This is a genomic window from Micromonospora sp. NPDC049282 (assembly GCF_043197045.1).
Taxonomy (GTDB): Bacteria; Actinomycetota; Actinomycetes; order Mycobacteriales; family Micromonosporaceae; genus Micromonospora.
Genome location: NZ_JBICSL010000018.1, coordinates 1 through 23,349, shown reverse-complemented (window position 1 = coordinate 23,349; position 23,349 = coordinate 1). Strand labels below are relative to the sequence as shown.

30 protein-coding genes and 2 pseudogenes are annotated in these 23,349 nt (G+C 69.9%); 13 read left to right on the top strand and 19 right to left on the bottom strand.

Annotated elements, in window-relative coordinates; genetic code table 11:
- Window positions 1–123 precede the first annotated feature (123 nt).
- Complete coding sequence (locus ACGFI2_RS24825; protein WP_393521183.1) at window positions 124–1,014, bottom strand: NAD(P)-dependent oxidoreductase; 891 nt, start codon at window positions 1,012–1,014, stop codon at window positions 124–126.
- Window positions 1,015–1,072: 58 nt separating this feature from the next.
- On the opposite strand from ACGFI2_RS24825, the gene ACGFI2_RS24820 reads away from it, so the two are divergent.
- On the top strand, window positions 1,073–1,423 hold the full coding sequence (locus ACGFI2_RS24820; protein ID WP_393521181.1) for a MerR family transcriptional regulator: 351 nt from the start codon (window positions 1,073–1,075) through the stop codon (window positions 1,421–1,423).
- A 76-nt stretch (window positions 1,424–1,499) separates the two neighbouring features.
- A pseudogene (locus tag ACGFI2_RS24815) lies at window positions 1,500–1,703 on the top strand (response regulator transcription factor); the annotation flags it as partial.
- On the opposite strand, the gene ACGFI2_RS24810 reads toward ACGFI2_RS24815, so the two are convergent.
- Window positions 1,661–2,920, bottom strand: coding sequence for an MFS transporter (locus tag ACGFI2_RS24810; protein WP_393521179.1), 1,260 nt, complete (start codon window positions 2,918–2,920; stop codon window positions 1,661–1,663). The pseudogene ACGFI2_RS24815 and the gene ACGFI2_RS24810 sit on opposite strands and share 43 nt — an antisense overlap.
- Before the next feature lie 104 nt (window positions 2,921–3,024).
- Here ACGFI2_RS24810 and ACGFI2_RS24805 point away from each other — a divergent pair, with 104 nt between their 5' ends.
- The 4 genes from ACGFI2_RS24805 to ACGFI2_RS24790 are packed head-to-tail and all read left to right on the top strand — an operon-like array spanning window position 3,025 to window position 5,668.
- Window positions 3,025–3,285, top strand: coding sequence for a hypothetical protein (locus ACGFI2_RS24805; RefSeq protein WP_393521177.1), 261 nt, complete (start codon window positions 3,025–3,027; stop codon window positions 3,283–3,285).
- 4 nt (window positions 3,286–3,289) lie between these two features.
- Window positions 3,290–3,880 (top strand): uridine kinase, encoded by a 591-nt coding sequence (locus ACGFI2_RS24800; RefSeq protein ID WP_393521175.1) that lies wholly within the window; start codon window positions 3,290–3,292, stop codon window positions 3,878–3,880.
- A 42-nt stretch (window positions 3,881–3,922) separates the two neighbouring features.
- Window positions 3,923–4,879, top strand: a complete 957-nt coding sequence (locus ACGFI2_RS24795) for a sulfotransferase family protein (protein ID WP_393521173.1) — start codon at window positions 3,923–3,925, stop codon at window positions 4,877–4,879.
- Between the two features lie 12 nt (window positions 4,880–4,891).
- Window positions 4,892–5,668 carry an MBL fold metallo-hydrolase gene (locus ACGFI2_RS24790; RefSeq protein ID WP_393521172.1) on the top strand — a complete coding sequence of 259 codons (777 nt, stop codon included), beginning with the start codon at window positions 4,892–4,894 and terminating at the stop codon, window positions 5,666–5,668.
- Window positions 5,669–5,771: 103 nt separating this feature from the next.
- On the opposite strand, the gene ACGFI2_RS24785 is transcribed toward ACGFI2_RS24790, so the two are convergent.
- Window positions 5,772–6,287, bottom strand: coding sequence for a winged helix-turn-helix transcriptional regulator (locus ACGFI2_RS24785; RefSeq protein ID WP_393521170.1), 516 nt, complete (start codon window positions 6,285–6,287; stop codon window positions 5,772–5,774).
- Window positions 6,288–6,418: 131 nt separating this feature from the next.
- Here ACGFI2_RS24785 and ACGFI2_RS24780 point away from each other — a divergent pair, with 131 nt between their 5' ends.
- Complete coding sequence (locus tag ACGFI2_RS24780; RefSeq protein WP_393521168.1) at window positions 6,419–7,090, top strand: DUF899 domain-containing protein; 672 nt, start codon at window positions 6,419–6,421, stop codon at window positions 7,088–7,090.
- Window positions 7,091–7,097: 7 nt separating this feature from the next.
- Here ACGFI2_RS24780 and ACGFI2_RS24775 read toward each other — a convergent pair whose 3' ends face one another.
- A complete protein-coding gene (locus ACGFI2_RS24775; protein ID WP_393521166.1) occupies window positions 7,098–7,607 on the bottom strand; it encodes an AAA family ATPase in 510 nt (169 codons plus the stop codon).
- 100 nt (window positions 7,608–7,707) lie between these two features.
- On the opposite strand from ACGFI2_RS24775, the gene ACGFI2_RS24770 reads away from it, so the two are divergent.
- A complete protein-coding gene (locus ACGFI2_RS24770) occupies window positions 7,708–8,115 on the top strand; it encodes a nitroreductase family deazaflavin-dependent oxidoreductase (RefSeq protein WP_393521164.1) in 408 nt (135 codons plus the stop codon).
- A 15-nt stretch (window positions 8,116–8,130) separates the two neighbouring features.
- Here the strand turns inward: ACGFI2_RS24770 and ACGFI2_RS24765 are convergent, their stop codons facing one another.
- From ACGFI2_RS24765 to ACGFI2_RS24750, 4 genes are all read right to left on the bottom strand, one after another.
- On the bottom strand, window positions 8,131–8,805 hold the full coding sequence (locus tag ACGFI2_RS24765) for an AAA family ATPase (RefSeq protein ID WP_393521162.1): 675 nt from the start codon (window positions 8,803–8,805) through the stop codon (window positions 8,131–8,133).
- Window positions 8,806–8,809: 4 nt separating this feature from the next.
- On the bottom strand, window positions 8,810–8,977 hold the full coding sequence (locus tag ACGFI2_RS24760) for a hypothetical protein (RefSeq protein ID WP_393521160.1): 168 nt from the start codon (window positions 8,975–8,977) through the stop codon (window positions 8,810–8,812).
- Window positions 8,978–9,033: 56 nt separating this feature from the next.
- A complete protein-coding gene (locus ACGFI2_RS24755; protein WP_393521158.1) occupies window positions 9,034–9,252 on the bottom strand; it encodes a hypothetical protein in 219 nt (72 codons plus the stop codon).
- Between the two features lie 521 nt (window positions 9,253–9,773).
- Window positions 9,774–10,964, bottom strand: a complete 1,191-nt coding sequence (locus ACGFI2_RS24750; protein WP_393521156.1) for a helix-turn-helix domain-containing protein — start codon at window positions 10,962–10,964, stop codon at window positions 9,774–9,776.
- Between the two features lie 226 nt (window positions 10,965–11,190).
- Between ACGFI2_RS24750 and ACGFI2_RS24745 the strand changes: the two genes are divergently transcribed.
- Window positions 11,191–11,466 carry a hypothetical protein gene (locus ACGFI2_RS24745; RefSeq protein ID WP_393521366.1) on the top strand — a complete coding sequence of 92 codons (276 nt, stop codon included), beginning with the start codon at window positions 11,191–11,193 and terminating at the stop codon, window positions 11,464–11,466.
- 166 nt (window positions 11,467–11,632) lie between these two features.
- Here the strand turns inward: ACGFI2_RS24745 and ACGFI2_RS24740 are convergent, their stop codons facing one another.
- The 5 genes from ACGFI2_RS24740 to ACGFI2_RS24720 all read right to left on the bottom strand — a co-directional run bounded on the left by ACGFI2_RS24740 (window position 11,633) and on the right by ACGFI2_RS24720 (window position 14,981).
- On the bottom strand, window positions 11,633–12,640 hold the full coding sequence (locus ACGFI2_RS24740) for a hypothetical protein (RefSeq protein WP_393521154.1): 1,008 nt from the start codon (window positions 12,638–12,640) through the stop codon (window positions 11,633–11,635).
- Between the two features lie 119 nt (window positions 12,641–12,759).
- Entirely contained in the window at window positions 12,760–13,275 is a 516-nt protein-coding gene (locus tag ACGFI2_RS24735; protein WP_393521152.1) for a hypothetical protein, read from the bottom strand.
- Window positions 13,276–13,414: 139 nt separating this feature from the next.
- Entirely contained in the window at window positions 13,415–13,636 is a 222-nt protein-coding gene (locus ACGFI2_RS24730) for a helix-turn-helix transcriptional regulator (protein ID WP_393521150.1), read from the bottom strand.
- Between the two features lie 18 nt (window positions 13,637–13,654).
- Complete coding sequence (locus ACGFI2_RS24725) at window positions 13,655–14,068, bottom strand: hypothetical protein (protein ID WP_393521148.1); 414 nt, start codon at window positions 14,066–14,068, stop codon at window positions 13,655–13,657.
- 262 nt (window positions 14,069–14,330) lie between these two features.
- On the bottom strand, window positions 14,331–14,981 hold the full coding sequence (locus tag ACGFI2_RS24720; RefSeq protein WP_393521146.1) for a methyltransferase family protein: 651 nt from the start codon (window positions 14,979–14,981) through the stop codon (window positions 14,331–14,333).
- Window positions 14,982–14,991: 10 nt separating this feature from the next.
- Between ACGFI2_RS24720 and ACGFI2_RS24715 the strand changes: the two genes are divergently transcribed.
- Window positions 14,992–15,186 carry a hypothetical protein gene (locus ACGFI2_RS24715; protein ID WP_393521144.1) on the top strand — a complete coding sequence of 65 codons (195 nt, stop codon included), beginning with the start codon at window positions 14,992–14,994 and terminating at the stop codon, window positions 15,184–15,186.
- A 147-nt stretch (window positions 15,187–15,333) separates the two neighbouring features.
- Here the strand turns inward: ACGFI2_RS24715 and ACGFI2_RS24710 are convergent, their stop codons facing one another.
- Window positions 15,334–16,053 carry a VOC family protein gene (locus tag ACGFI2_RS24710; RefSeq protein WP_393521142.1) on the bottom strand — a complete coding sequence of 240 codons (720 nt, stop codon included), beginning with the start codon at window positions 16,051–16,053 and terminating at the stop codon, window positions 15,334–15,336.
- A 232-nt stretch (window positions 16,054–16,285) separates the two neighbouring features.
- Window positions 16,286–17,029: an alpha/beta fold hydrolase gene (locus ACGFI2_RS24705; RefSeq protein WP_393521140.1), complete on the bottom strand. Its 744-nt coding sequence runs from the start codon at window positions 17,027–17,029 to the stop codon at window positions 16,286–16,288.
- A 57-nt stretch (window positions 17,030–17,086) separates the two neighbouring features.
- On the opposite strand from ACGFI2_RS24705, the gene ACGFI2_RS24700 reads away from it, so the two are divergent.
- The gene (locus ACGFI2_RS24700) at window positions 17,087–18,040 is read left to right on the top strand and encodes a helix-turn-helix transcriptional regulator (RefSeq protein ID WP_393521138.1); all 954 of its coding nucleotides are present in this window, start codon (window positions 17,087–17,089) and stop codon (window positions 18,038–18,040) included.
- A 158-nt stretch (window positions 18,041–18,198) separates the two neighbouring features.
- Window positions 18,199–18,582 (top strand): hypothetical protein, encoded by a 384-nt coding sequence (locus tag ACGFI2_RS24695; RefSeq protein ID WP_393521136.1) that lies wholly within the window; start codon window positions 18,199–18,201, stop codon window positions 18,580–18,582.
- Between the two features lie 88 nt (window positions 18,583–18,670).
- Here the strand turns inward: ACGFI2_RS24695 and ACGFI2_RS24690 are convergent, their stop codons facing one another.
- From ACGFI2_RS24690 to ACGFI2_RS24675, 4 genes are all read right to left on the bottom strand, one after another.
- A complete protein-coding gene (locus ACGFI2_RS24690; RefSeq protein ID WP_393521134.1) occupies window positions 18,671–19,348 on the bottom strand; it encodes an NYN domain-containing protein in 678 nt (225 codons plus the stop codon).
- A 250-nt stretch (window positions 19,349–19,598) separates the two neighbouring features.
- Window positions 19,599–20,141 (bottom strand): hypothetical protein, encoded by a 543-nt coding sequence (locus ACGFI2_RS24685; protein WP_393521132.1) that lies wholly within the window; start codon window positions 20,139–20,141, stop codon window positions 19,599–19,601.
- A complete protein-coding gene (locus ACGFI2_RS24680) occupies window positions 20,101–20,550 on the bottom strand; it encodes a class I SAM-dependent methyltransferase (protein ID WP_393521130.1) in 450 nt (149 codons plus the stop codon). Before ACGFI2_RS24680 ends, ACGFI2_RS24685 begins: the two co-directional genes overlap by 41 nt.
- Before the next feature lie 90 nt (window positions 20,551–20,640).
- Window positions 20,641–22,461 (bottom strand): acyl-CoA dehydrogenase, encoded by a 1,821-nt coding sequence (locus ACGFI2_RS24675; protein ID WP_393521128.1) that lies wholly within the window; start codon window positions 22,459–22,461, stop codon window positions 20,641–20,643.
- A 148-nt stretch (window positions 22,462–22,609) separates the two neighbouring features.
- On the opposite strand from ACGFI2_RS24675, the pseudogene ACGFI2_RS24670 reads away from it, so the two are divergent.
- A pseudogene (locus tag ACGFI2_RS24670) lies at window positions 22,610–23,349 on the top strand (hypothetical protein); the annotation flags it as partial.

Sequence of the window (23,349 nt, the reverse complement as noted above, 5' to 3'; positions counted from 1 at the left end):
TCCGTCCGACTTCGCGCCGGCGTAGGGTTCGGCAGTGCTCGCCGACGTCACGCCGCCGTGCGATGGATCGGACGCTTCCACCATGCGGTGACCCGGGTGTGCGCGACGGCCGGCCCGGACGGGTCAGCCCACCGGCGAGGCCACGCCGTCGGTCTCGGCGAGGAACTGGGCGAGCCGGGCGTAGCTGTCCCCGCCGTGGCCCGCCGCCGCGGCGCGACCGATGAGGCGTCGAACGGCCTCCAGCGGCGCGGTGTCGATGCCGTGGGCGGCTGCGGCGGCGCTGACATGGGACAGCGCGGAGGCCGCCGACGCGACGCTGGAGATGTCGGCGGGGAAGTCGCCGGCGGCGAGTTGTTCGGCGAACCGGTCGGCGAGGCCGGGGAGCAGGCCGCCGATCCCCTTGGCGAAGCGGGCGAACGCCGCCGGCTCGATGCCCTCGGCGGTGGCCAGCGCGAAGGCGTGCGCGAGTCCACCGACCGACATGGCGAACAGGTCGAGCAGCGCCATCTCGTACGCCGCCGCGGCGCCGATGTCGTCGCCGAGGTGGATGCTGGTGCCGCCGAAGGCGTCCAGCAGGGATCGGCTGCGTTGATAGAGCGAGTGTCGGCCGCTGTAGAGGATCGTCGCGGCGGGTGTGCCGATGGTGGGCGCCGGTGTCAGGATGGCGCCCTCCAGGTACGGGATGCCGCGCTGTGCCGCCCAGTCGGCCATGGCGCGTGCCTCGCCGGCGTGACCGCTGCTGAGGTTGACGAACGTGCTCCCGGACAGGTCGGCGAGGTCGGTCATGCTCGCCCGGACCGCGTCGTAGTGGATCATGCAGGCGATCGTGGTCCGCGCCTGGCGTACCGCGTCGGCCACGGTGGGCGCGAGCACCGCCCCCTCGGCCACGAGGGTGTCGGCCCTGCCCGGCGTGCGGTTCCAGACCACCGTCGGGTGGCCTGCGGCGAGTGCGGTGGCGGCGAGCGCCCGGCCCATCGGACCGAGCCCCAGGACGGCAATGGCATTTTCTGTCACAGCGGTGACGGTAGACCTTCACGTTGACGTGAAGGTCAAGTCCTGTTCTGCTCTGCGCATGCGGATCGGCGAACTGGCCCGGCAGACGGGCACCACCCCCCGCGCCCTGCGCTACTACGAGGAGCAGGGTCTGCTGAGACCGGCACGTCGCGACAGCGGCTACCGGGACTACGACGGGCAGGCCGTACGCGTCGTGCGGCACATCCAGCTGTTGCTCTCCGCCGGCCTGGGCACCGCCGCGATCGCCGAGATCCTGCCCTGCATCCCCGACGACCGGACCGTGCTCGCACCCACCTGTCCCGAACTCCTCGACGCCCTGGCCGAGGAGCGGGTCCGGATCACCAGGTCCATCGAGAAGCTCGCGGCGGCCCGGCACATCCTGGACCGCCTCATCCAGGGCCCAGGCTGATCGCGCCGCGCTACTCGGCACGCAGCACCACCGCGGTCCTGGCCCGGGCCGCCCATCCGGCCGGCAGCAGCGCGCCGCGCCGCGCGAGACGGAGGTGCTGCGCCTGCTGGCCCGTGGCCTCAGCAACGCCGAGCTCGCGGCCGCGTTGCACCTGTCCGAAGCGACCGTGAAGACCCACGTGGCCCGCATCCTCGGCAAGCTCGGGTTGCGCGACCGGGTGCAGGCGGTGGTCGTCGCCTACGAGACCGGTCTGGTCAGCCCCGGAACGCCGGAGGACTGACGCGGCGGTGCGTCGACGGCTGCGCGGACCACGAGCGGCCCCCGACGTCCCAGCGCCCACGCGGCGAGCGCGACGCCGCACAGTGCCGCGCCGGTACTCGTGATCGCGGTCCAGCCGCCGACGGACCAGAGCATGGTCGCGGCGGCCGAGCCGACCGCCGCGCCGATGAAGTTGCTGGTGGCCAGCGCCGTGTTGAGCCGGCTACGGGCCTCGTCGGAGAGGGCGAACAGCCGCGCCCGGTTGAGCAGCGCCTGGGTCTGGAGGGCAACATCGATCATGACGACGGCGACGAGGACGAGCGCGAGGGAGCGGCCGGCGAACGCCGCGACGACGAAGGCGCCGAGCGCCAGCGACCAGGCCGCGCCGGTGGCCGGCAGCGACCAGCCGCGGTCGTGCAGCCGGCCGCCGCGCAGTCCGGAGAGGACGCCGGCGAGGCCGGCCAGCCCGAACAACCCGATCACCGGCGCCGGGTACCCGAACGGTGGGCTGCTGAGCAGGAACGTCAGCGCCGTCCAGAACAGCGAGAACGCGGCGAAGCCGGTACCGGCCAGGACCAGCGTCCAGCGGGCCGCCCGCTCCCGCAGCACCACCGCGAAGACCGAGGCGACGAGCCGCGGGTACGGCATGCGCGTCCGTGGCGCCAGCGGGGGGATCGCGCGGCGCAGCACGATCGCGAGCAGGACGGCGACGACCGCCGCGACGGCGAAGATCGCACGCCACCCCGCAGCGTCGGCGACGAGGCCGCTGATCGTACGGGAGGCCAGGATGCCGGTGAGGGTCCCGGATCCGACGACGCCGACGACGCGGCCACGGTCGGCGGCGCCGGCGAGATCCCCGGCCAGCGGGGTGAGGACCTGCCCGGAGATTGTCGTCACGCCGAGCAGGCCGAGCGCGAGCAGGAGTACGCCGATCGACGTCGCCAGCGCGCACATCAGCAGCACGGCGGCCGAGGCCGACAGCATCAGCGGGACGAACCGGCGGCGGTCGAGGACGTCGCCGAGCGGCACGAGCAGCAGCACGCCGACGGCGTAGCCGACCTGCGTGGCGGTGACCAGCCAGCCGGCCGTCGCGGTGGCGGTCCGCAGGTCGCCCGCGATGAGGCCGAGCAGCGGCTGCGTCCAGTACAGGTTGCCGATGGCCGCCCCGGCCGCCACCGCGAGCAGGAACGTCAACCGGCGGCTCATCTCCCCCGGCGGCGCCCTGCGAGCCGTGGCCACCTCGCCACGGTATGGCGCGGGACCAGCGCGAGCCAGGCGAGCCTCGTGCCGGATGACTGACATAGCGTGACCCGAGCCGATACCACCACCTGGCAGGAGCTCGAATGTCCGACACCGTCAACGGTCCCGATCCGGAGCGGGGCGCGCGACGTGCCGCCCTGGTCGAGTGGTGTCGACCGCTGTTGGAACGTGGCGCGGGCATGGATGCCGTCCAGCGGTTCCTGCGCGACCGGAACATCACTGTCGTCGACGCTGTCGTCGTCACCCGGGAGCTGCTGGGTGCCGGCCCGGGCGCCCTCGGACGAGCCAAGGAGATCGTGCTCACCAGTCCTGGCCGCGAGGACGCCCTGCGGGCAGCAGCATGAACTCGTGGACTCCTTCGAACGCGCACAGGAGGTCGCCGAGGCCGCGCGCGCCGTCGAGCGCGCCGGTGAGTCGACGATCGTCGCCGTCGACGGGGCGGGCGGGTCGGGCAAGACGACGCTGGCGGCGGCCGTCGCCGACCTGCTCGACGGCGCGTCGATCGTCCATGGGGACGACTTCTACCGGCCGATGCCCGACCACGAGCGCGCTCGGCTCGATCCGCGGCGGGGCTACCAGCGTTACTTCGACTGGCAACGCCTCCGCGACGAGGTGCTGACGCCGTTGCGCGCGGGTCGGTCGGCCCGCTGGCAGAGCTACGACTGGTCCACCGGGCAGCTCACCACGTGGCACGAGATCGACCCGGGGTCCCTGGTGATCGTGGAGGGTGTCTACGCCGCCCGCCCGGAGCTGACCCGTTACTACGACCTCACCGCCTTCGTCGACGCTCCGCGGGAGATCTGCCTACGCCGGGTACGGGCCAGGGGCGAGAACAGCGAGGAGTGGATCGGGCGGTGGCGCGCCGCCGAGGACTTCTACCTCCGCACGACGCGGCCGGAGACCAGGGTCCACCTCGTCGTGCCCGGCCCTCCGGGATAAACCGCTTGCCCGGGCGCCGGGAGCGGGGTTTGACTGCCCGCCATGCCTTCCCCCTCACCGGTCTTCGTCGCGGGCACGGGCCGCTCGGGCACGTCGCGGATCGCCGACATCATCGGCCAGCATCCGCTGATCCACCGGATCCCGATGGAGACCCGGTTCCTCGTCGACCCGGGTGGCCTGCGGGACCTGGCCGACGCGCTCACCGACCGCTACGACCCGACCGTCGGTGAGGACGCCCTGCACCGGTTGAGCGACTTCCTCACCGTCCGGCTGCCCGGCCGGCGCGACGATCGCGGCAAGACCGTCCCCGAGCTGGTCGGCCAGCGGCGCTACCGGGACGCGGTGCAGCGGCTCTGGCCGCGGTTGATCGCGGACACGTACGACGAGCCGGCGCCGGCGGAAGGCTTCGGGGACGCGGACCGGCCGACGGGACCGTTCGGGCCGCCCAGCCGCCGGCGGGTCGTACCCAGGTATTTCCGCGACCGGGGGGAGCTGCTCGGCATCCTGCACGGCCTGGTCGACACGCTGTTCGGCGGCGCGGCCGCCGACGCGGGCAAGCCGACCTGGTGCGAGAAGACACCGTTCAACCTGCTGTGCATGGAGTTCCTCTGGGAACTGGTCCCCGACGCGACGATCGTGCACATCAAGCGTCACCCGGTCTCGGTGCTCGCCTCCCACCTGGCCCAGCCGTGGGCGCCGCCCACCGTCGAGGGCGCGCTCGCCTACCTCGAGCCGATCTATCACCGCTGGCTGGCCTGGAAGGACACGGTCGACCTGACGGGCCGGCGCTACATCGAGGTGAAGGCGGAGGACCTCGCCGCCGACTGGCCCGGGCAGCGCCGCGCCCTGTTCGAACGGCTCGGCGTCGACGACGTCGCCACCCGGTCGGCGTTCCAGTCGCACAAGCTCGCGAACCGCGACCACCAGTTCGACAACCGAACCCGCGAGTACGTCGAAGAGGCTCTCGGCACGGTCGTGCCGGCCATGGGATACGAGTGAATCGAGACGATCATGTCCCTACCCGGCAACAATGCTGTGCCGATGCGACAGGTTACGGTGCTCGGTAGCTGTGGCGCCTACCCGGAGCCCGGCAGGGCCTGCAGCGGTTTTCTGGTGGAGTGGGACGGTTTCCGGCTCGTGCTCGACCTCGGGTACGCCGCCCTGCCGCGGTTGCTGACCCACTGTCCCGACGGCGCCGTGGACGCCGTCGTCATCACTCACGAACACCCCGACCACTGCGTCGACCTGCACGGGCTGTTCCGGATGCGCCTCTACGGCGGACGGGCCGGCTCCAGACTGCCGCTGTACTGCACGCCGGGTGTGCTGACCCGGCTCAACGGTCTGGAGCCCGAGGCCGATCTGCGTACCGTGTTCGACGTTCACGAGTTGCCCGGAGCGTATCGGGTCGGTCCGTTCGAGCTTGACGGCGTTCCGCTGCCCCACTATGTGCCCAACGTCGGCGTCCGTCTGCGGAATGACCAGGTGACACTCGCCTACACCGGGGACACCGGACCGGATCCGCGTCTGGCTGAGCTGGGTAGGGCCGCGGACCTGTACATCGTCGAAGCCACCGACCGGACAGGTGAGCCGCAACAGCCCCACCGCAACCTGCTGACCTCCGAGGAGGCAGGTCACTGGGCCGCCCGGGCCGGTGCGCGCAGGCTGATGCTCACCCACTTCTGGCCGGGCAACGATCGGGCCGCCGCCGCGGCCGCGGCCCGTTCGACCTTCGGCGGCGACGTACTCGTCGCGGACGAGGACCTCGTCGTCCCACTCGGCCCGACCTGATCTCGGTCCCTGTCTCGGCTGTTGCGGCGATCCGGCCGCGATGGCGTCGCCGGCCAGGTCCACGGCGAACGGTGTGCGGATCTGCCCGGAATTCATCGCCACGTCAGGGCTTCGCCGAACCGTGAGGTTCCCCCTCCTGCCCGTCGGTCGTCGACCGATCCGACGGTCCGCCGGCACCGGGGCCGGGCAACAGGTCGATGTCGGTGGCACGCATCGGTCGTTCGCATTCCGAGCACCGCAGTTCCACATGGCTGGTGCTGCCGCAGGCATGGTGCCGGTAGAGCACCGGCGGACCGGCCTCACCCGCCGTCCACCGGTCGCCCCATCGGACCATGACCAGGAGTAGGTCGCACAACTCCGTCCCCTTGTCGGTGAGCGTGTACTCGTGACGGACCGGCCGGGCGGAGTATTCACGTCGAGCGAGCACCCCTTGGGCGACCAGCCAGTTCAGTCTCTCGGTAAGCACCTTGCGGGAGATGCCGAGCCCTCGCTGGAGTTGCTCGAAGCGGTTCGTTCCGGCGTAGACGTCTCGCAGGATCAGCGGAGACCACGGTTCACCGATGACATCGAGGGTGCGGGCGATCGAGCACGTCATGGCGCCGAACTGGGTTCGCTGCATGACGCCACGATACGCCAGTAGGTTCCCTCAGGGAACGGATGCTGCTACCGTCACCTCCAGTCCGTTCCGTCAGGGAACGGGCTTGGGGGCACGTTCCCACCTCAAGCCGGAAGAGCCCGAGAAGAGGCCGCATGAACCACCCGCCCATCGTGCCGACCGAGGACTGGCAGGCCGCGCTGGACAGCGTGCGCGTCCAGGAGAAGATGCTCACCCGTGAGCTGGACAAGGTAGCCGCAGCGCGTCGCCGGCTACCGATGGCACCGGTCGAGCGGGACTATGTGTTCGAGGGTCCGGACGGACCGGCCACTCTGGTCGACCTGTTCCAGGGCCGCAGTCAACTCATCGTCTACACCTTCATGTGGCACGGCGCCGAGGATGCCTGCACCGGCTGCTCGATGTTCGCCGACAATGTCGGACACCTGGCTCACCTCAACGCCCGCGATGTCACTCTGACGTTGACGTCCGGTGGTCCGCTGGCCGACCTCATGACGTTGCGGCGGAGAATGGGCTGGGCCCTGCCCTGGTACTCGTCACTGAACAACAGCTTCAACGTCGACATGGGAGCTGGTGACGGGTTCGGGTTGAACGTCTTCCTCCGCGTCGGTGACCAGGTCTTCCGCACCTACTCCACCACCGCCCGCGGGGTGGAACGGCTCGGCAGCAACTGGACCTTCCTCGACCTCACACCGTACGGCCGGCGGGAGAACTGGGAGGACTCGCCGGAGGGCTGGCCGCAGACCGAGCCCTACCGGTGGTGGCGGCTGCACGACGAGTACGACCCGCAACCCGCTCAGAACCGGTGATCCGGCGTCAGAAGACCGACGGCGGCCAGCGGTGGGTGCGCCACTCGTTCCACGTCGCGAATCCGGCCGGTGGGTCGTCGACGGGTTCGCTGCCGTCGAGTTCACCCGACGTCGGGATCTCGATAATGGCGGCCCACTCGGTGAGTTCCTCCTCGGACATGGGCCACGTCGTGTGCGGCGCTTCGGCCTGGCGCCGGTCGAGTCGTCGACGCTGCTCGGTGGCGGTGAGTGCGAAGTACCGCAACTCCACCGCCGCGCCGACGTCGGCTGCGGCCTGCCGGAGGGCGGAGCGCTCGTCCCGACTCCAGAGGCCGAAGTCGATCACGACGTTGGTGCCGAGTTCGAGCGCGCGCAACCCGATCTGGATGAGTCGTCCCTCGATCACGTCCTGGGCCGAGGGCGGATTCTCGTCACCGTAGAGGGCCTTCACCCACTCGTCCTTGGTGAGACGCAGTGCCTTGCGTTCGACCTCGATGCGCCGGGCGGCGGTGGTCTTCCCGGTGCACGGAAGTCCCACAGTCAGGAACAGTGTTGGTCGCCTCATCATCGCCGCCGAATTGTTGGGTAAGGATCAGGGTAGTGTTCGGACCGCCGACCGGCGGGAGTGAGGAGCAGACGTGAGCGACTGGAACGACAAGATCATTTCCGAGTTCCGGGCCAACGGCGGCCGGGTGGGTGGGCAGTTCGCGGGCGCCCCGCTGCTGCTGCTGCACACCGTCGGCGCGAAGAGCGGCCAGCCTCGGGTCAACCCGATGATGTACCAGAAGCTGGACGACGGCTACGCCGTGTTCGCGTCCAAGGCCGGCGCGCCCACCAATCCCGACTGGTACCACAACCTGCTCGCCCAGCCGCGGGTCCGGGCCGAGATCGGCACGGACACCGTCGACCTGGTCGCCCGGGTCACCGACGGGGACGAGCGGGACCGGATCTGGGACGCGCAGAAGGCCGCATACCCGGGTTTCGCCGACTACGAGCGGAAGACCACCCGCACGATCCCGGTCGTCGTGCTGGAACCCGCGCGGTAGGCGGAGCGAGCGCCGTCAGCGTCGCCGGATCTGCCAGGCCGGCCGCTGCGGCTCGTCGTTGTGCACGACGACGTCGACGCGGTCGCTCGGACGGACCGTGGTGAAGTAGAGCTGCTGGGCGGGGAGGTAACGCTCCCGCCAGCGCCGCTCGACCTCGGCCCGCGAGGACACCCGACGCTCACGCGTCACGGCACGTTCGACGGTCCGGTCGAGCGCGACCGACACGAGGACGCGCAGGTCCCACCGGTCGACCAGTTCCGGGCGCATCAGGAAGACACCGTCGAAGACCAGCACGGCGTCGGCCGGGGCGGTCCGGACCGGCGGGGACGGCACGGCGTCCGTCGCGTGGTCGTAGACCGCGTGCCGGAAGCGTCGGTCTCCTCCCGGGCCGAGCGGATCGAGCAGCACCCGGTTCAACGCGCCGTGGTCGTGGGCGTCGAGGTAACAGCCCTCGGCCGAGAACTCGCCGCGCGCATAGCGCCGCTCCCGGGGAACGAGGAAGTCGTCGACCGTCGCCCGGATGACGTGCCGGCCCCGCGCGCGCAGGACGCCGGCCAGCTCGTCGGCGAGCGTGGTCTTGCCGGCGGCGGGCGGCCCGTCGACGGCGACCCGCGTCGGATGTCCGGCCGGCACGGCGCCGACCGCCTCGGCCAGGTGGCGGAGCAGATCGTCGCGGGTGCCGTACTCCATGCCGTCACTCCCCCGTAAGCGAGAGGCTCAGTTGCGCGCCGAGCTGGCGGAAGCCCAGCGCCCGCGCCACCCGGCGGGACGGTTCCGGCCGAGCATCGGGGAAGGCCATCGGCACGCCGGCCGTCTTGAGCCAGGCCCCGCGAGCCCGGGCGAGCAACGGATCGTGCGCCATGGACGCATCCTCACGCCTGGCCCGGCGCTCACGCCACCGAGTTCACGAGCGGCCCCTCACCGCAGCCACCCCAGGAACCGCCGGTGCAACGCCCTAGCCGGCGCCCAGCTCAGGTCCGCCGTCGCCCGCGCCAACTGCGCCCCCATGTACAACGCCAACGAGATCGGCGCGCCCGCGTACTCCGCCCGCAGCTCGCGCCGGCGCGTCTCGCACGGCCACGGCCCGCCGCAACCGTCGCACGTCCAGACCGGCAGCACCGGCCCGTGCGCGCTCACCCCCACACCCCACAGAGGTACGGAGTGGAGCGCGCCCGTTCCCCCGCCCGCACCCCCTCCTCGCGCCTGTCGTTCACCCGCGGTCGCCCGGCAGCCAGTGCGACCGGCCGATGGGCACCCGGTGGCGGACCCGGCAGGGCAGGTCGGCGCCGCACCGGCACACCCACCGCCACCTGCGCCACGACCAGACCGGCCGGTGGCGACGCACGAGCGTCAGCACCACGGCGAGCAGGTGGCCGTCGTACGGCAGCAGACGCCTGCGCGGCGCGGAGGGCGCGGCACCGCTGATCCTGTCCCCCGACCTTGATGGGACACTTTGTCGCTGGCCCGATTCGGCCAAGGAAAGGATCCGTTGCTTGGCCGCCTCCCATTCGGCCGCCTGGATCCGCTGGCCACTGCGGCTTCCGGTCCGCCTGTTCCGACCGCCCATGCCCGCCTCCGTCTGCTGGGACCAGGGCGAAGCGGGCGCCTCACCCGGAGGGGACATTAGAAGCTGACGGTGAGAAGGAAATCACTCGCGGTTATGGGGTCAGGATGATGCCGAGACGTCCGGCCAGCAGACGAAGTTCGTTGGGCACCGCCCGGCGTTTGGCCCGTTGCGCCATCGCGACGACGGCATCCTGAGCGAGCGGATTGAGCGAGAACGGCACCGGCGCCGCCTGCTCCGCGCGGACGAACGCCGCAAGCGCCTCCCCGTCCCGACGACCGGAGTCGGCCAGCGCGCGCCCGAGGTCGAGCCAGTACGACATCTGCCGGATCGACGCCGCGAGAACCTGGGGTCGTACGGTGCGGGACAGCTCGATCACACGGCCGGGCTCGCCCGACTCACCGGCGATGGACATCTCCCACAGCGCCACGTTGGTCGGTCCGAACCCGCAGCCGTTGAACCCCATCCCGTCCTGGGGATCCCCGAGCGTCGCGGCCTCCCGGGCCGCCTCGGTCAGGTGGTCGCGCGCGACATCCGGCCGACCACTCACCGTCGACGCCAGCGCCGCCGAGAGGTGCAACTGGCCCAGCATCTGGCGGACCCGCTCATCGGATGCGGCGGACTGGAGTTCCGCCAGCGATCGGTCGGCCGCCCGCGCCGCCAGGGACGCCGACTCGATGGGCAGGCTCTGCGCGTACGCGAAGCGGGACGCGCCCAGCCATGCCGGTTCCGCCACGTCCTCGGCGGCCGACACCGCCACCCGTGCCGCGTTCAACGCCAGGTGCCGGTACCCGAGGTGCCGCAGGCAGGCCGATGCCTGGTAGGCCACCTGCGCGAGCGTGGTCCCGCCTGCTGTGGCGCTCTCCAGCAGCAGGCCCGGCAGCATCTGGGCCATGGCCGGGAAGTTCGAGCGGTGACGGAGCTGCTCACTTCGTGCGACACCCGCTGCCAACTCCTGAGGTGTGCGCGTGGACGGCCGCCGCTCGCCGTCCTCGATCTCGATGAGCGCGGACCAGATCGCCGGCACGCACTCGGCCGCACGCTCGCGGGCGGGGTCCCCGGTCTCCACACCCTGACCGAGCAGATCCGCGACCGTCACCTGCAACGCGGCGGCGACCGCGACCAGGGTGGACCGCCGGTCGATCGTCTTGCGGCCTGACTCGACCTGGGAGATGTAGGACTGGCTGACCCCGGCCAGCCCGGCGAGGACCGCCTGACTCATCCCGCCACGACCCATCCGCCAGTACCGGATCCGGGCTCCGATGGTGTCGGTCCGCCCGACCATCTCGTTCGCCTCCCAGGAGAAAACCAGGGCCCGCGCAACGGCCAAAGGCTGCCGGACGAGCTGCCCCTTTCGGACCGTACACCGCGGGCCGCCGAAGGACGCATGCCGCGCCCCGCCCTGGCCGCGGCCTTGTTAACCATGTCGAGCGCTGGATCGTCATTTCCTGACCACAGGCGAGGTTTATCCTTTACAGGCTCCGCATCGGCCGAGTCATAGGTGGTGGCAGATGAGCGACGACCGCGATGCCACAGGGACGATGAGGTTCATCTTCGAGGCGGGCGTGCTCAAACGCGCCGCCCGCACCGGCTGGTGGTTCGCCGGCGTCAAGGACCCGAGTCGATCGCCGAACGCTCAAGACGAAGTCCGCCCGACGCCTCGCCGACGCTGCACTCACCGGCCGACCGATGGCATGGCTGAACCCACCCGTGTCGTGATGGAGGAGGTCGCTGATTGTCCTTGCGCCGGAGCACAGGCATCTCGTCATCCCGATCTGTCGATGTGAGGCTGTTTGGGTAGCCGACACTCGGACTCGTTGCGGGCCCGGTGCAGCACGGTCGTGTCCGGGCGTCCGAGCACCCGAATTCGCCGCCGACCGAGCGCCCACCAGCCGCTCCCGCCCGACTCTGCCTAAAGTGGTGCGCCGTTCCGGGTGCCGACGTTCGGAGAGATCACTGCATGGCGGTGGCTGGTGGGTGATCGAACGAGACCGGGCAGCGGAAGACGTACAGGGCATAACCCCGGCCGATCGAGACATCGGTGGGGTTGCGCGGAACCTCCGCCGGATCTTCCACCGGTCGCCAGCTGCCGCCCGACCCGTGCCACTCGCCGGAATCGGCAGTGAACAGCAGCGTCATCGCCGTGCCACACTCCGTGCAGTCCACCGGATGCGGGTCGGTCAATGACCAGTTCGCGAAGCCGCCCACCTTCCAGCCCGGTGCCAGGGACAGGTCGAACTGATAGTCGATTCCCTCCTCGTCGTCGGATTCCTCCTCGGTTTCCTCCTGCCAGGAGATGATCCGGGCGTCGAGTTCCTCGGGCAGCAGTCCGCCGTACTGGTACTCGCGAATCTGTTCCGGGTACACGACGCAGGGAGTCGGCAGATAGGAGTCGTTGACAACGGGGGGCTCCGGGGCCGCGGCCAAGGGCCGGCTGACGTCGGCGCTGCGCCGCCAGTACAGCCGTATCCGCGGGTTGTAACCCTCCTCGGGGTGGTCCAGCGGGCACCACAGCACCTGCAACAGATCGGCGCCGTCCGGGCCGGCGAAGTCGGGAACATCCCGGCGGTACAGCTGCGCCACCGGGACCAGGGAGATCGGCTGGTTCACCAGGTTGTGCGGCTCGGAGAAGTCGAGGCCCGGCAACTGCGCTCGCTCCTGGTCGCTCAGAGCGTAACGAGTGCCCGTCGCGTTGGCACGGGCCTGCGCCGCCGCGTAGATCTCCCGGCTGCGGCGGACCGCCGACGGCGTCCGGAGCCGGAAGATGTAATGAGCATCGCCATCTGTGCACACTGGCCAAACCTCATCCGCCGGCCACAGCAGCGGCCCACCGACCGAACTGGCGGCGGCCGTCGGCGTACCGGGCCGGGGATGCAGCCGCGTGGCCGTCGCCGAGTGCTCCCTCAACTCGGGAAAGAGCTCCGTTATGTCCAGCGGCCGCGGCGGCGTGGTGCGAGTCATGGCCGATGATCCTACGATCGGGTACGACAAATCATGCGGTCCGCGAAGCCTCGATGCGGCATCCGCAGCTGCCGCAGTCCGTCGTTACCGGGTGCGGCGCCTTTCGTGCGTAATACTCATCAGGACGCCCAAGGCGATGGGCCTTGCTTCAAGACGTACACGCCGAGGTCTGCGTCGGTCGGCCACATGGTGACTTGGTACTCCAGATGGTCACCCACACCTTCCAGATCAAACCTGGCCGGCCGGCGGTCTGTCTGCGCGTACGCGACCCGAACGCGGTATCGACCTGCCGGCAGCGGCACAGGTTCAACCTCGCTCGGAAGCTCCGTGGCACCGGTCACTGCCATCTTCCCCGAGGGCACCAGAATGTCTGCTTCGACGACATGGTCGAAGGCGTCGAGAGATGCATCTTCGGGAGGCGTATCCACCAGTGCCAGCCTCACCGGTACGTAGTCGTAGCGGGCCGTCCCGACCACGACGCAGTGACGCTCTCCAGCGATGCGCCAGGTGTCATCGGCCTTGTCCCAGGTGTCTTCGTCAAAGATGTCCTCGGTCGCCTCCGCGTCCGAAATGACGAAGGCCAGATGATCGGCGTAGGGCTCGAAACGGCGAACGACCGTGCGGTCATCAGTCACGGCCGAAAGCTACCAAGATCGGCACCGAGCGCGAAGGGTGCTCTGCGTGAGTCAGTCCGCATCCGGATCTACCGCGACGCGCGCGCGTTCGACCAGGCTCTCAGACGTCCGACTCTGTCGATCTGCGGATGTCTCTGGGTCAGAGCAGTGGCGGGGCGGCGTGGTGTTCGTCTTCGGGGTCGAAGATCGCTTCGAGGGGTTGACCGAGTAGGCGCGCCAGGCGGAAGGCCAGCGGCAGGCTGGGGTCGTAGCGGCCGGTCTCCAAGGCGTTGACGGTCTGCCGAGAGACGTCCAAGAGGTCTGCGAGAGCGGCCTGGGTCCAGCCGCGGTCGGTGCGCAGTTGCCGGATGCGGTTTTTCACGACTAGTGTCCGGTGCACTCAACGGGAGGCGACGGCAGCGGTCACTCCCCACGAGCCCATCCCAGCGCTGAAAGCCAGCCAGGGACCGGCCGGCACGCTCAGGCTCGCGGCCATCAGCATGCCGAGGACCACGCACGCGACCATGGCGACGGCGAAGCCGACTGCGAGGCTGCGCAGCTGGACCAGCTGGGCGTACTCATCGGAGCGGCGTAGACCGCGCACCACGGCACGAACCACGCCCAGGACGGGCAGCACGGGCAGCAACGCCCAGGCGAAGCGCCACGGACTCTCGCCGTCGAGGTCACCCCAGGCGACGACGGCGACGATAGCCACGACGTAGGCGGCCATGGCGGGGGCGAAGTCGCGGAAGTAGGCGCGGGTGCGGGCGCGGTCCCCGCGACTCCGCATGTTCGTGTCAAGCTTGCTTGTCATGATGGAAGCATGTCCGGCCATCGCGTGTATGTCAAGCACGCTTTCCATCGGAGCCTAATCCCTCCCTCGCCAAGACAGGGGCGGGGCGGGAACGTCGCCGCCTGGACCGCGAGCGAACGCACGCACATGCCGCGATCCGCGCGTTACGGAGTGTCATGTCAAGCGAATTGGAGCCGACGTCCGGACTTGTCGATGAGCGCGCGAACCTGCTGCCACATCAAGGTTCCGCGTAGGCGAGACGGATCGGGCTGGGTAGCCAGGGTTACCACACGTAGGGGATGAGCCGGGCGCGGCCCGCTGCAAACTCTCGGTAGCGGTCGCCCAGTGCCGTACTCAGGGCGCGCTCCTCGATCCGAAGGCGATAGATCAGGGCGATCAGCACCAAGCCGGCCGCGCCCACGGCGCTGACCCAATTTCCCAACATCAGGCCGCCTCCCGCGATGGCGAGCAGTAGGCCGGTGTAGCTCGGGTGTCGCAGAACCCTGTATGGACCCCGTTCCACAACCGGCTGGTCCTCACTGGTCTTCACCACCACGGTGAAGTAGTTTCCCAGGCTCGCAAAAGACCACCAGCGCAGCAGCAGGCCGAGCCACCCGATCACCACGCCAAGCGCGAACAGCCACACACCACCGGCGATCACGGCGCCTGGGGCGACAGCTCGACCGACGGGCAACAGCAGGATCGCACTGAAGAACATCGCTCTGAACACGATCTCCGCGCGCACACTGGCGCGCGTCGCGCTGCGGCGTACGCGGAGCGCCTGTGAGAGTTCGCCCGCAGAGAAGGCGCCGACGCTGACGAAAAGGACGATACGCGCCAAGTGCGAGACCTCTTCATACGGCACGGGCACGCCGCGAGTATCACCGAACCAGGTCGCGGTATACAACCGCAACGCCCAGAGAAAGCCACCCACAACGCACCTCATGCCGCTGGTGGACGTCAGCGTCGGGACGTCGGCGAAAAGCCGCGTGTGGTGGACGAGCGACGGCCAGCTCACCTTGAGTGTGGGCCAAGACCCCGAAAGCTACGACTTTGTCGTAGTTCTACCCGCTGCGCTTCTGTCGGAGATCCAGGCACAACTGGACGCCCTCGACGCCGACCCCGACGACTGGGGTTAGCCCAAGGAGGTGACGCACGCTCTTGCCGCCGATCGTGCGCGTGCCGGTGCCGGCACGTCCGTAGCCTTCCGGAGCCGCCGACCTCGGCGTGGCAGCTACGAGGACGGCCGGACGTAGCCGAGATGAGGGAGGCGTTCGTATGGTGAGTCACCGCAGTGCCGCTGCGAGGTCGGCGGCGTTGTCGAACGCGGGTGCCGCCCTTTCGGATTCGTGTTCGGTGAGCGTGACGGACTGGGCGCGGGCCAGCATCTCGGCCGCGGTCTTTGGATCGTGCAGCACCATCGCGAGTTCGGCGCGGTAGACCAGGACCTCTACCTGCTCGACCGGGTCGTCGTCGGCGTGCGCGCGGGCCAACGCGCTGTCGAGGATCCGAACGGCCTGTCCGACGCTTCCCCTGGAGTCGGCCTGCACGACAGCATTTGCCAGGGCCTTGGCCAGCCGCCCGGCAGGGGTGGCGGCCGGCATGGGCGCGGTGGCGGCGTCCCGAAAGACGCGGATCCAGTTGCCGCCCGGGTCGATGACGCTGAATCCACCCAACCCGTCGGCGTTCTTCCGCGCCCTGGGCCGGGTCATCCGCGGTGTTCCGGACACCAGCACCTTGCCGTACGCGGCACGCATGCCGGCTGTGAACGCCCGATGTAGTCCCTCGATGTCCTCGGTGAGTACGAGACAGGAGCCATAGGACTGCTCCGGGTCGAATCCGGCGATCTCGAAGAACTGCAGATGCAGGTCTTCCCGCTGCACCCCCACGCACGCATTGGGCTTGCGTTGTTTGTATGTGGTGCGGAAACCGAGAACTCCGTAGAAGGTCTCGATGTCGTCAATGGATGCGCACGGCAGCAGGGGCACGGTCCGCTCGTTGGTCATGCCTCCTTCCTAAGCGTCGCAGGTGGTCCGTCGCACATGGAAAGAGCCGATCATCGCCTTCGGTCATCCGATCGGCTGATGACCGGGAACGCAACGCTGCCCATTCAAGCCATCGGCGGCGCCTTCCTGCCTTGCCATATGTCTCGCCAAGATCAAATGGTTTCGATGCCCGTCCGCGATTGCGCACCGGCGCCCGGGTGACCTCGGTGCGCGGTCACCCGGGCATCGCCGGCTATGCCGACGGCCTGGCTTCGTGCAGGATCCGGGCCAGCTCGGCCGGTCGGCTGAGCATCGGCCAGTGCCACGTCGGTAGTTCCTCGTACCGCCACGAGTTGCCGGTCATGTGCTGGCACAGCGGCACGGTGGCGGCCATCTCGCGCACCTGCTCGACGGTGAAGCTCGACAGCACACCGAGGCGGGGCAGCTTCTCCCACGCCCCGGTGAGCCGCACCGGGGTGGTGGCGGTCGCCCACGGTTGGGCCGCCGACCGCTCAGCGAGCAGCGCGACGACCGATTCATCCACATCTGCTGCTCTCGCCGCCAGTTCGGCCCACGGCGGGGGTGGCAGCCGCCAGCCATCGCCTTGTTCGGCGACCATCGCCGCGTTGCGTTCACGCTCCTGGGGTGGGCTGAAATCGTCGTTCGCCGCCCCGTCGGGTAGTGGGCCGGTGTCGACGAATACCAACTGGGCTATGCGGTCGGTCATGCGGTCGGCGGCGGCGGTCGTCACGACCGCGCCGGCGTAGCTGTGCCCGACGAGGACCACCTCGTGCAGGTCCTCGTAGCGCAGCAGGTTGATCACGTCGGTGACGTGGACGTCGAGGTCGGTGTCCGGGCGGGCCAGGTGGGCGCGCTCGCCCAGGCCGGTCAGGCTCAGCGGATACACCTCGTGGCCCTGCCCACGCAGGGCGGCGGCGACCGGGCGCCAGGCCCACGCGCCGAGCCAGAACCCGGGAACCAGTACGAATGTCGTCATGCGCCACACGCTATGATCAATACCGGACAGATTCCGCCCGGATTAGGAGTCAGATCATTGGCCCGGCCCACCGCGCGCGTACTGGCGTTGCTGGAGATCCTCCAGGCCGGTGGCGGCTTCACCGTCGCGGACCTGGCCGGTCGGCTGGGCGTCGACGAGCGCACGGTCCGCCGCTACGCTGCGCACCTCGCCGACCTCGGCATCCCGGTCGAGGCCCGGCGCGGTCGCTACGGCGGGTACCGGCTCGGGCCCGGATACAAGCTGCCGCCACTCATGCTCACCGACGAGGAGGCGGTCGCCGTCATGCTCGGGCTCGTCGCCGCCACCCGGGCAGGGCTGGTCACCGCCGAAGGCGCGGCCGCCGAGAGCGCGACCGCGAAGATCCGCCGGGTGCTGCCGGCCGCCCTCACCCGGCGGATCGATTCGCTGCTGGACACCGTGGACTTCACCGCACCGGTCCGCAAGTCCGCCCCGCCCGGCATCGAGGTGTTGCTGGTGCTCGCCGAAGCGGCCCGACATCAGCAACCGGTGAGCATCACCTACACCACCTGGCGCGGCCGGTCCGGCGAGCGGCAACTCGACCCGTACGGGCTGGTCTTCCACGCCGGCCGGTGGTACGTCACCGGTCACGACCACCACCGCCGGGCCGTGCGGACGTTCCGGCTCGACCGGATCGGGACAGCCCACCCCGCCCAGGGCAGGTTCGACATCCCGGCCGGCTTCGATCCCACCACGCGGGTACTTGCCGGTCTGGCAGCCGTGCCGTACGCGCACGACATGTCCGTGGTACTGCACACCAGCCTGGAGCAGGCGCAGCGACGGATCCCGCCGTCGGTCGGCACGCTTACCGAGGTGCCCGACGGAGTGCGCCTCACCACCCGGGTCGAACGGCTCGACGGTGCGGCACAGATGCTCGCCGGCCTCGGCTGGCCGTTCACGATCGACCGACCGGACAAACTCAAGGACGAGATACGCGCCCTGGCCGCCCGACTGCTCACCGACGCCGAGTGAGCCGCTGATCGAGCGTTCGGCAGGTCGAGGAGGCCGCTGGCGGGGCTCAATCTTCATCGGCGGCTCCAGGCGCCGTCCGGACCAACAGGCGTCGTGTGGCAGCGATTGACGGCGAACTCTACCTTGGATGCCACCGACCCTGCCGACACTTCACTGGAGTGCTGATGTCGTTGCCCGCTGAACAGAGATCTCGGGCGTTGGGCCTACGGGCGTTCGCGGCGGTTGCGGTCGCGATTCTTGCCGTCGTTGGCGCGATCAGTTGTGTCCTCGGCTTCGTCCGCAGCGTACGGGATGTAGAGAGGTTCTCCGCCGAGATTGGGGACTGCGTAGCCGGGGAGACGGCAGCGGACGCGCGCATCGTCGCCTGTGAGGATCCGGCCGCCCGCAGACGAGTGGTGGACAGCGCGATAAGGCCGAGCCCGGTGACAGAGCAGGTCCTCGATGAGGCATGCTCCGGCTCCCCGACAGCCGACGACGTCTTCTGGAAGACTTTCGAGGACGGCCAAGTGCTGATCCTGTGCCTCGAGACCTTGAAGCGTTGACGAAGGTGCGGGGGCACCTGATCGGTGCTGGGCCACAGTGGGCACGGCGACCACCGCCCTTGCGGCCGGTCCGCGGATGCTGTCCGGCCTACAGGAAGCGCTCAGGGTCGAAGCTTTCGAGGTCGATGATGCGAACCCGGGGAAGGACGTTGGTAAAGCAGCCCGCATCCTCCTCGATGTCGAATACCTGCAGGCCCGGCAGGTCGGCGAAGCCGGCGTTGAGGAACTCCTTGAACCCGACGACCGCGACCTGATGATCACTCCGTAGGAGCTCGTCGACCTGCGGCAGGAAGTCGCCGTCGTGGCTGGCGAGCATCACATTGCCCGAGCGCCGGGCGATAGCCTCCAACGTCCGCTGGATGCCGATGTCCACCACCTTCTGATCCGATGATCCAGCGAGCGGAATGGGCCGGTATTCCATGCTCAGGAGGGCCCGGACGAAGGGCATCGGCAGACCGCCGCCCGAGGCGTTGAGGAAGAACAGCGCCTTCACCGGCTGCTGCCACGTGTCCCGCGCGAAGTCCCGCAGACGCTCCCACCGAGGTCGCTCCGCAGGGGCCGGCCGGCGCTCCAGCACACTGTTGCCGAGAGTGGCATCGATGTTCTCCCCGTCCACGATGAGGTACGTGACGGGTTCGGTCGTACCGGGCATAGGCGTGCCTCTCGAGTCGAGCAGCGAGCGCGGACCGGTCGAGCCCGAGCGTTTGACGTGCCGGAGAAAGCCGTGCTCATGGTCAAGGGTATTGCCTGCCAGCCCTGCCGGCATCAAGCACCTGGCCCACCCGGCGGGCGGACCTGGACGCGGCAAACGCTGCGGTCGGCGCGCACGGCGGCACGGTTCGGCGCGCACGGCGGCACGGGTCGTCGTACCGCCGTTCGAGCTGGCCGGCGTCGGCCGCGGTTGCTACGTCATCGACCCCGCCGGGCTCCTGCTCGGGCTGCACGCCTACCACCAACGCTGAACGTAGCGGGCATCGACATCGTGATGCTGGAGGCGCGGGAACTCCGCTTACGGTTCAGCGGTTCCGGTGCGGACGCCGTGCGCGAAGGAACGCCGTGGCCATCGTGCGCCGCGTCGGCGTGCCGGCTGCGGCCAGGGCGGTCATGTATTTGTCGAGACGCTCGCGTTCGTCGTCGGTCAGGGCGGCGGCGACCGCTTCGCCGTACGTGGGGACCAGGGGGTTGGGCGCCACGCGCTTGAGTGTCTCCCAGTCCCCGATCGGGTCGGCTGGCACGTCGACCTGGGCGCGGTAATCCAGTTCCACCGCCTCGAAGCCGGCGGCCATCGTCCAGTCGACGAGGTCACGCTCGTCGAAGTCCATCATCGATCGGGCGGTGTCCTCGGTGGTGCCCCGGTAGACATCGTGGACCTTGGCGATCAGGGCATTCACGGGCGTCCTGCCCGTGCCGAACAGATCATCGGGCCGGAGCCGCTCCATGAAGCGGTTGATGGGTTCGAACAGGGAGATCCGTCCGCCCGGCCGCAGGACCCGGAAGAACTCCGCGAAGGCGGCGGCCTTACGGCTGCGCGTGGTGATCGACCAGGTGGCCTCGCTCACGGCGGATCGGCTTGGCCTTCGCCGGCAGCCGATCGGAGTAGATGAGCACCGACCGGGTGGTCACGACGTCGACAGAGGCGTCGGCGATTCCGGTGAGATCATCGGCCGACGCGACCACGAAGCTGCACCGCCCGTCGCCACTGGCGGTGCGCCGGCACTCGTCGAGCACATCCAGCGAGACATCGCTGAAAATGACATGACCGTCCGGGCCGAGTCGAGCCAGCGCGCCGAATCCGATCAGTCCCGTCCCGCAGCCCACGTCGAGGACCACGTCGTCGGCCGCCAGGTCAGCTCCCGCAAGGACGCCGTCCCGGAACGCCGCCAGATCCAGGGCGTTGCGGGCGCGCAAGCCCGCGCTGTTGCCGTCCCGACGGGTCAAGAGCCACTGTGCCCACTTGTCCGTCGCCACCCGCGTCATCGTAACCCCGACGCAGACACGGACATCGGGTACGGGTCGGATGACGAGAGGGCGACGATGCCGCTGATCGGCGCGCGTTTCCTAGAACCAGCTCTCGCGCGCGTCCAACGTGGTGCGGTCCAGGCTCTCCAGCAGGTCGAACTGCGCCGCCACCTTCGGCAGCTCCCACCGGTAGAAGTACCGCGCCGCCGCCCGCTTCCCCGCCAGGAAGTCCCCCTCGGGCCCCTCCGGTGACCCCAACGTCTCCGCCGCGAGCACCTGCTCCAGCCAGATCCACGCGACCACCACGTGCCCGACCGCCTCCAGGTAGACCGAGGCGTTCGCCAGCGCCACCTCCGGATCACCGGTCGCCCACAACCGCCGGGTCACCACCGCGATCCGGTCCACCGCCGCCCCGAGCCGTCCAGCCAGGTCGGCGGCGAACCCGTCCGCCTTCCAGGCCCGGTTCACCGTGGCGCGCATCGTCTCCAGCAGCAGCTCCAACGCGGCGCCTTCGCGCATGGTGACCTTGCGGCCGAGCAGGTCGAGCGCCTGGATGCCGTGGGTGCCCTCGTGGATGGCGTTGAGCCGGTTGTCCCGCCAGTGCTGCTCGACGTCGTAGTCGCGGGTGTAGCCGTAGCCGCCGTGCACCTGGATGGCCAGGTCGTTGGCGGCCAGGCACCACTGCGACGGCCAGCTCTTGGCGATCGGGGTGAGCAGTTCCAGCAGCAGGTGCGCCCGCTCCCGGTCGGACTCGGCGGGTGCGGTCTTCTCCTCGTCGAGCAGCCGACCGCAGTAGAGGACGAGCGCGAGAGCGCCCTCCACGTAGCTCTTCTGGGCCAGCAGCATCCGGCGTACGTCGGGGTGGGCGACGATCGGCACCTGCGGGGCGGTGGGGTCCTTGTCCGCGACCGGGCGGCCCTGCGGCCGCTGCCGGGCGTACGCGACGGATTTCAGGTAGCCGGTGTAGCCGAGCGCGGTGGCGCCGGCGCCGATGCCGATGCGCGCCTCGTTCATCATGTGGAACATCAGCGCCAGCCCCTGGTGCGGCGTGCCGACCAGATGGCCGACCGCGCCGGCCCGCCCGTACGGCCGGTGCACGCCCTCGCCGAAGTTGAGCAGCGTGTTGGTGGCGCCCCGGTAGCCGAGCTTGTGGTTGAGCCCGACCAGCACCACGTCGTTGCGCGGGCCGGGCGCGCCGTCGCCGTCGAGCAGCACCTTCGGTACGACGAACAGGGACAGGCCCTTCACGCCGGGTGGCCCGCCGGGGATGCGGGCGAGGACCAGGTGCACGATGTTCTCGGCCAGCTCGTGGTCACCCGCGGAGATCCACATCTTGGTGCCGGTGAGCCGGTAGGTGCCGTCGTCCTGCGGCTCGGCGCGGGTGGTGAGGTCGGCCAGGGAGCTGCCGGCCTGCGGCTCGGACAGGCACATGGTGCCGAAGAACCGGCCCTGCACCATCGGGCGGACCCAGGTGTCGACCTGCTCGGGGCTGCCGTGGGCGAGCAGCAGGTTGGCGTTGCCGAGGGTGAGGAACGGGTACGCCGAGGTGCCCACGTTGGCGGCCTGGAACCAGGCGAACGCGGCGGCGGCCACCGCGTGCGGGAGCTGCATGCCGCCGACCGACTCGTCCAGCGTGGCGGCGAACAGCCCGGTGTCGGCGAACGCGTCCAGGGCGGCCTTGACCTGCGGAATGGTGCGTACACGTCCACCGTCGACGGTGGGCTCGCTCGTGTCGGCGGCCCGGTTGTGCGGGGCGAACTTCTCGGCGGCGACCCGCGCGGCGAGGTCGAGCACCGCGTCGAAGGTCTCGCGGGTGTGCTCGGCGTAGCGGGGCCGCTCGGTCAGCCGGCTCACGTCCAGCCAGTCGTGCAGCAGAAACGCCAGGTCACGGCGGGACAGCAGCAGGTCGGAGGACGACAACGGGGGTTCCTTCCGTCGTACCGGATACGGGATCGGTCCTGGAAGTCAGGTGTCAGCCGTCCGTCAGGGGCGTGCCCGAGTCTGACCGCAGGCCCGGTCGACCCGACCCGGTCGGTAGACGGATCCCTCGGCGAACGGATTACCACTGGTGGACAACGTGCTCTCGAAAGTATCGCCCATCTGCGCCACGGTCGTGCTGGCCACGCTGATCGGCGCATCCCCCGCGCTCGGCGCGGAGGCGACCCAGCAGCCGGACCTGCCGCCGGCACTCGCCCCGCTGACCGCGCTGTACCAGACGGTGGCGTGCGACCCCAACGGTCCCACCGGGGCCGACGGGACGCTCGCGACCCAGCTCAACTCGCGGCTGAACTCCGACATGCGCGGCTACATGACGGCGTACCGCGTCTCCTGCGCCCGCGAGGTGGTCGAGGCGGTACGGGAGCGGGGCCTCTCCTCCCGCGCGGCGGTCATCGCGATCACCACCGTGATCGTCGAGACGCACCTGCAGAACATCAGCGAGGAGGTGGACCACACCAGCCTCGGTCTGTTCCAGCAGCAGGAGTGGTGGGGCACCCGGGCTGAGCGGCTCAACCCGGCCTACGCCACGAACGCCTTCCTCGACGCGATGGTGCGGAAGTATCCCAACGGCAGTTGGGCCAGCGCCCCGATCGGCACGGTCTGCCAGGCGGTGCAGGTGTCCGCCTACCCCGACCGCTACCAGGTTCAGGCGCCGGACGCCCAGATCATCGTCGACAGCCTCTGGGATGTCGCCGCTCCTCGCCTGGAGGACATTCCGATCTCGGGTGACTGGAACGGCGACGGCGTCGACACCGTCGGCGTCTTCCGACCCAGCACCTCCACCTTCTACCTCCGCGACACCAACAGCGG

Excerpts from the sequence above, each read along its gene's own strand:
- ACGFI2_RS24820 (WP_393521181.1), top strand. The coding sequence starts at position 1,073 with ATGCGGATCGGCGAACTGGCCCGGCAGACGGGCACCACCCCCCGCGCC.
- ACGFI2_RS24805 (WP_393521177.1), top strand. The coding sequence starts at position 3,025 with ATGTCCGACACCGTCAACGGTCCCGATCCGGAGCGGGGCGCGCGACGT.
- ACGFI2_RS24795 (WP_393521173.1), top strand. The coding sequence starts at position 3,923 with ATGCCTTCCCCCTCACCGGTCTTCGTCGCGGGCACGGGCCGCTCGGGC.
- ACGFI2_RS24790 (WP_393521172.1), top strand. The coding sequence starts at position 4,892 with ATGTCCCTACCCGGCAACAATGCTGTGCCGATGCGACAGGTTACGGTG.
- ACGFI2_RS24785 (WP_393521170.1), bottom strand. The coding sequence starts at position 6,287 with ATGCAGCGAACCCAGTTCGGCGCCATGACGTGCTCGATCGCCCGCACC.
- ACGFI2_RS24780 (WP_393521168.1), top strand. The coding sequence starts at position 6,419 with ATGAACCACCCGCCCATCGTGCCGACCGAGGACTGGCAGGCCGCGCTG.
- ACGFI2_RS24765 (WP_393521162.1), bottom strand. The coding sequence starts at position 8,805 with ATGGAGTACGGCACCCGCGACGATCTGCTCCGCCACCTGGCCGAGGCG.
- ACGFI2_RS24760 (WP_393521160.1), bottom strand. The coding sequence starts at position 8,977 with ATGGCGCACGATCCGTTGCTCGCCCGGGCTCGCGGGGCCTGGCTCAAG.
- ACGFI2_RS24750 (WP_393521156.1), bottom strand. The coding sequence starts at position 10,964 with ATGGTCGGGCGGACCGACACCATCGGAGCCCGGATCCGGTACTGGCGG.
- ACGFI2_RS24745 (WP_393521366.1), top strand. The coding sequence starts at position 11,191 with ATGAGCGACGACCGCGATGCCACAGGGACGATGAGGTTCATCTTCGAG.
- ACGFI2_RS24740 (WP_393521154.1), bottom strand. The coding sequence starts at position 12,640 with ATGACTCGCACCACGCCGCCGCGGCCGCTGGACATAACGGAGCTCTTT.
- ACGFI2_RS24725 (WP_393521148.1), bottom strand. The coding sequence starts at position 14,068 with ATGACAAGCAAGCTTGACACGAACATGCGGAGTCGCGGGGACCGCGCC.
- ACGFI2_RS24715 (WP_393521144.1), top strand. The coding sequence starts at position 14,992 with ATGCCGCTGGTGGACGTCAGCGTCGGGACGTCGGCGAAAAGCCGCGTG.
- ACGFI2_RS24710 (WP_393521142.1), bottom strand. The coding sequence starts at position 16,053 with ATGACCAACGAGCGGACCGTGCCCCTGCTGCCGTGCGCATCCATTGAC.
- ACGFI2_RS24705 (WP_393521140.1), bottom strand. The coding sequence starts at position 17,029 with ATGACGACATTCGTACTGGTTCCCGGGTTCTGGCTCGGCGCGTGGGCC.
- ACGFI2_RS24690 (WP_393521134.1), bottom strand. The coding sequence starts at position 19,348 with ATGCCGGCAGGGCTGGCAGGCAATACCCTTGACCATGAGCACGGCTTT.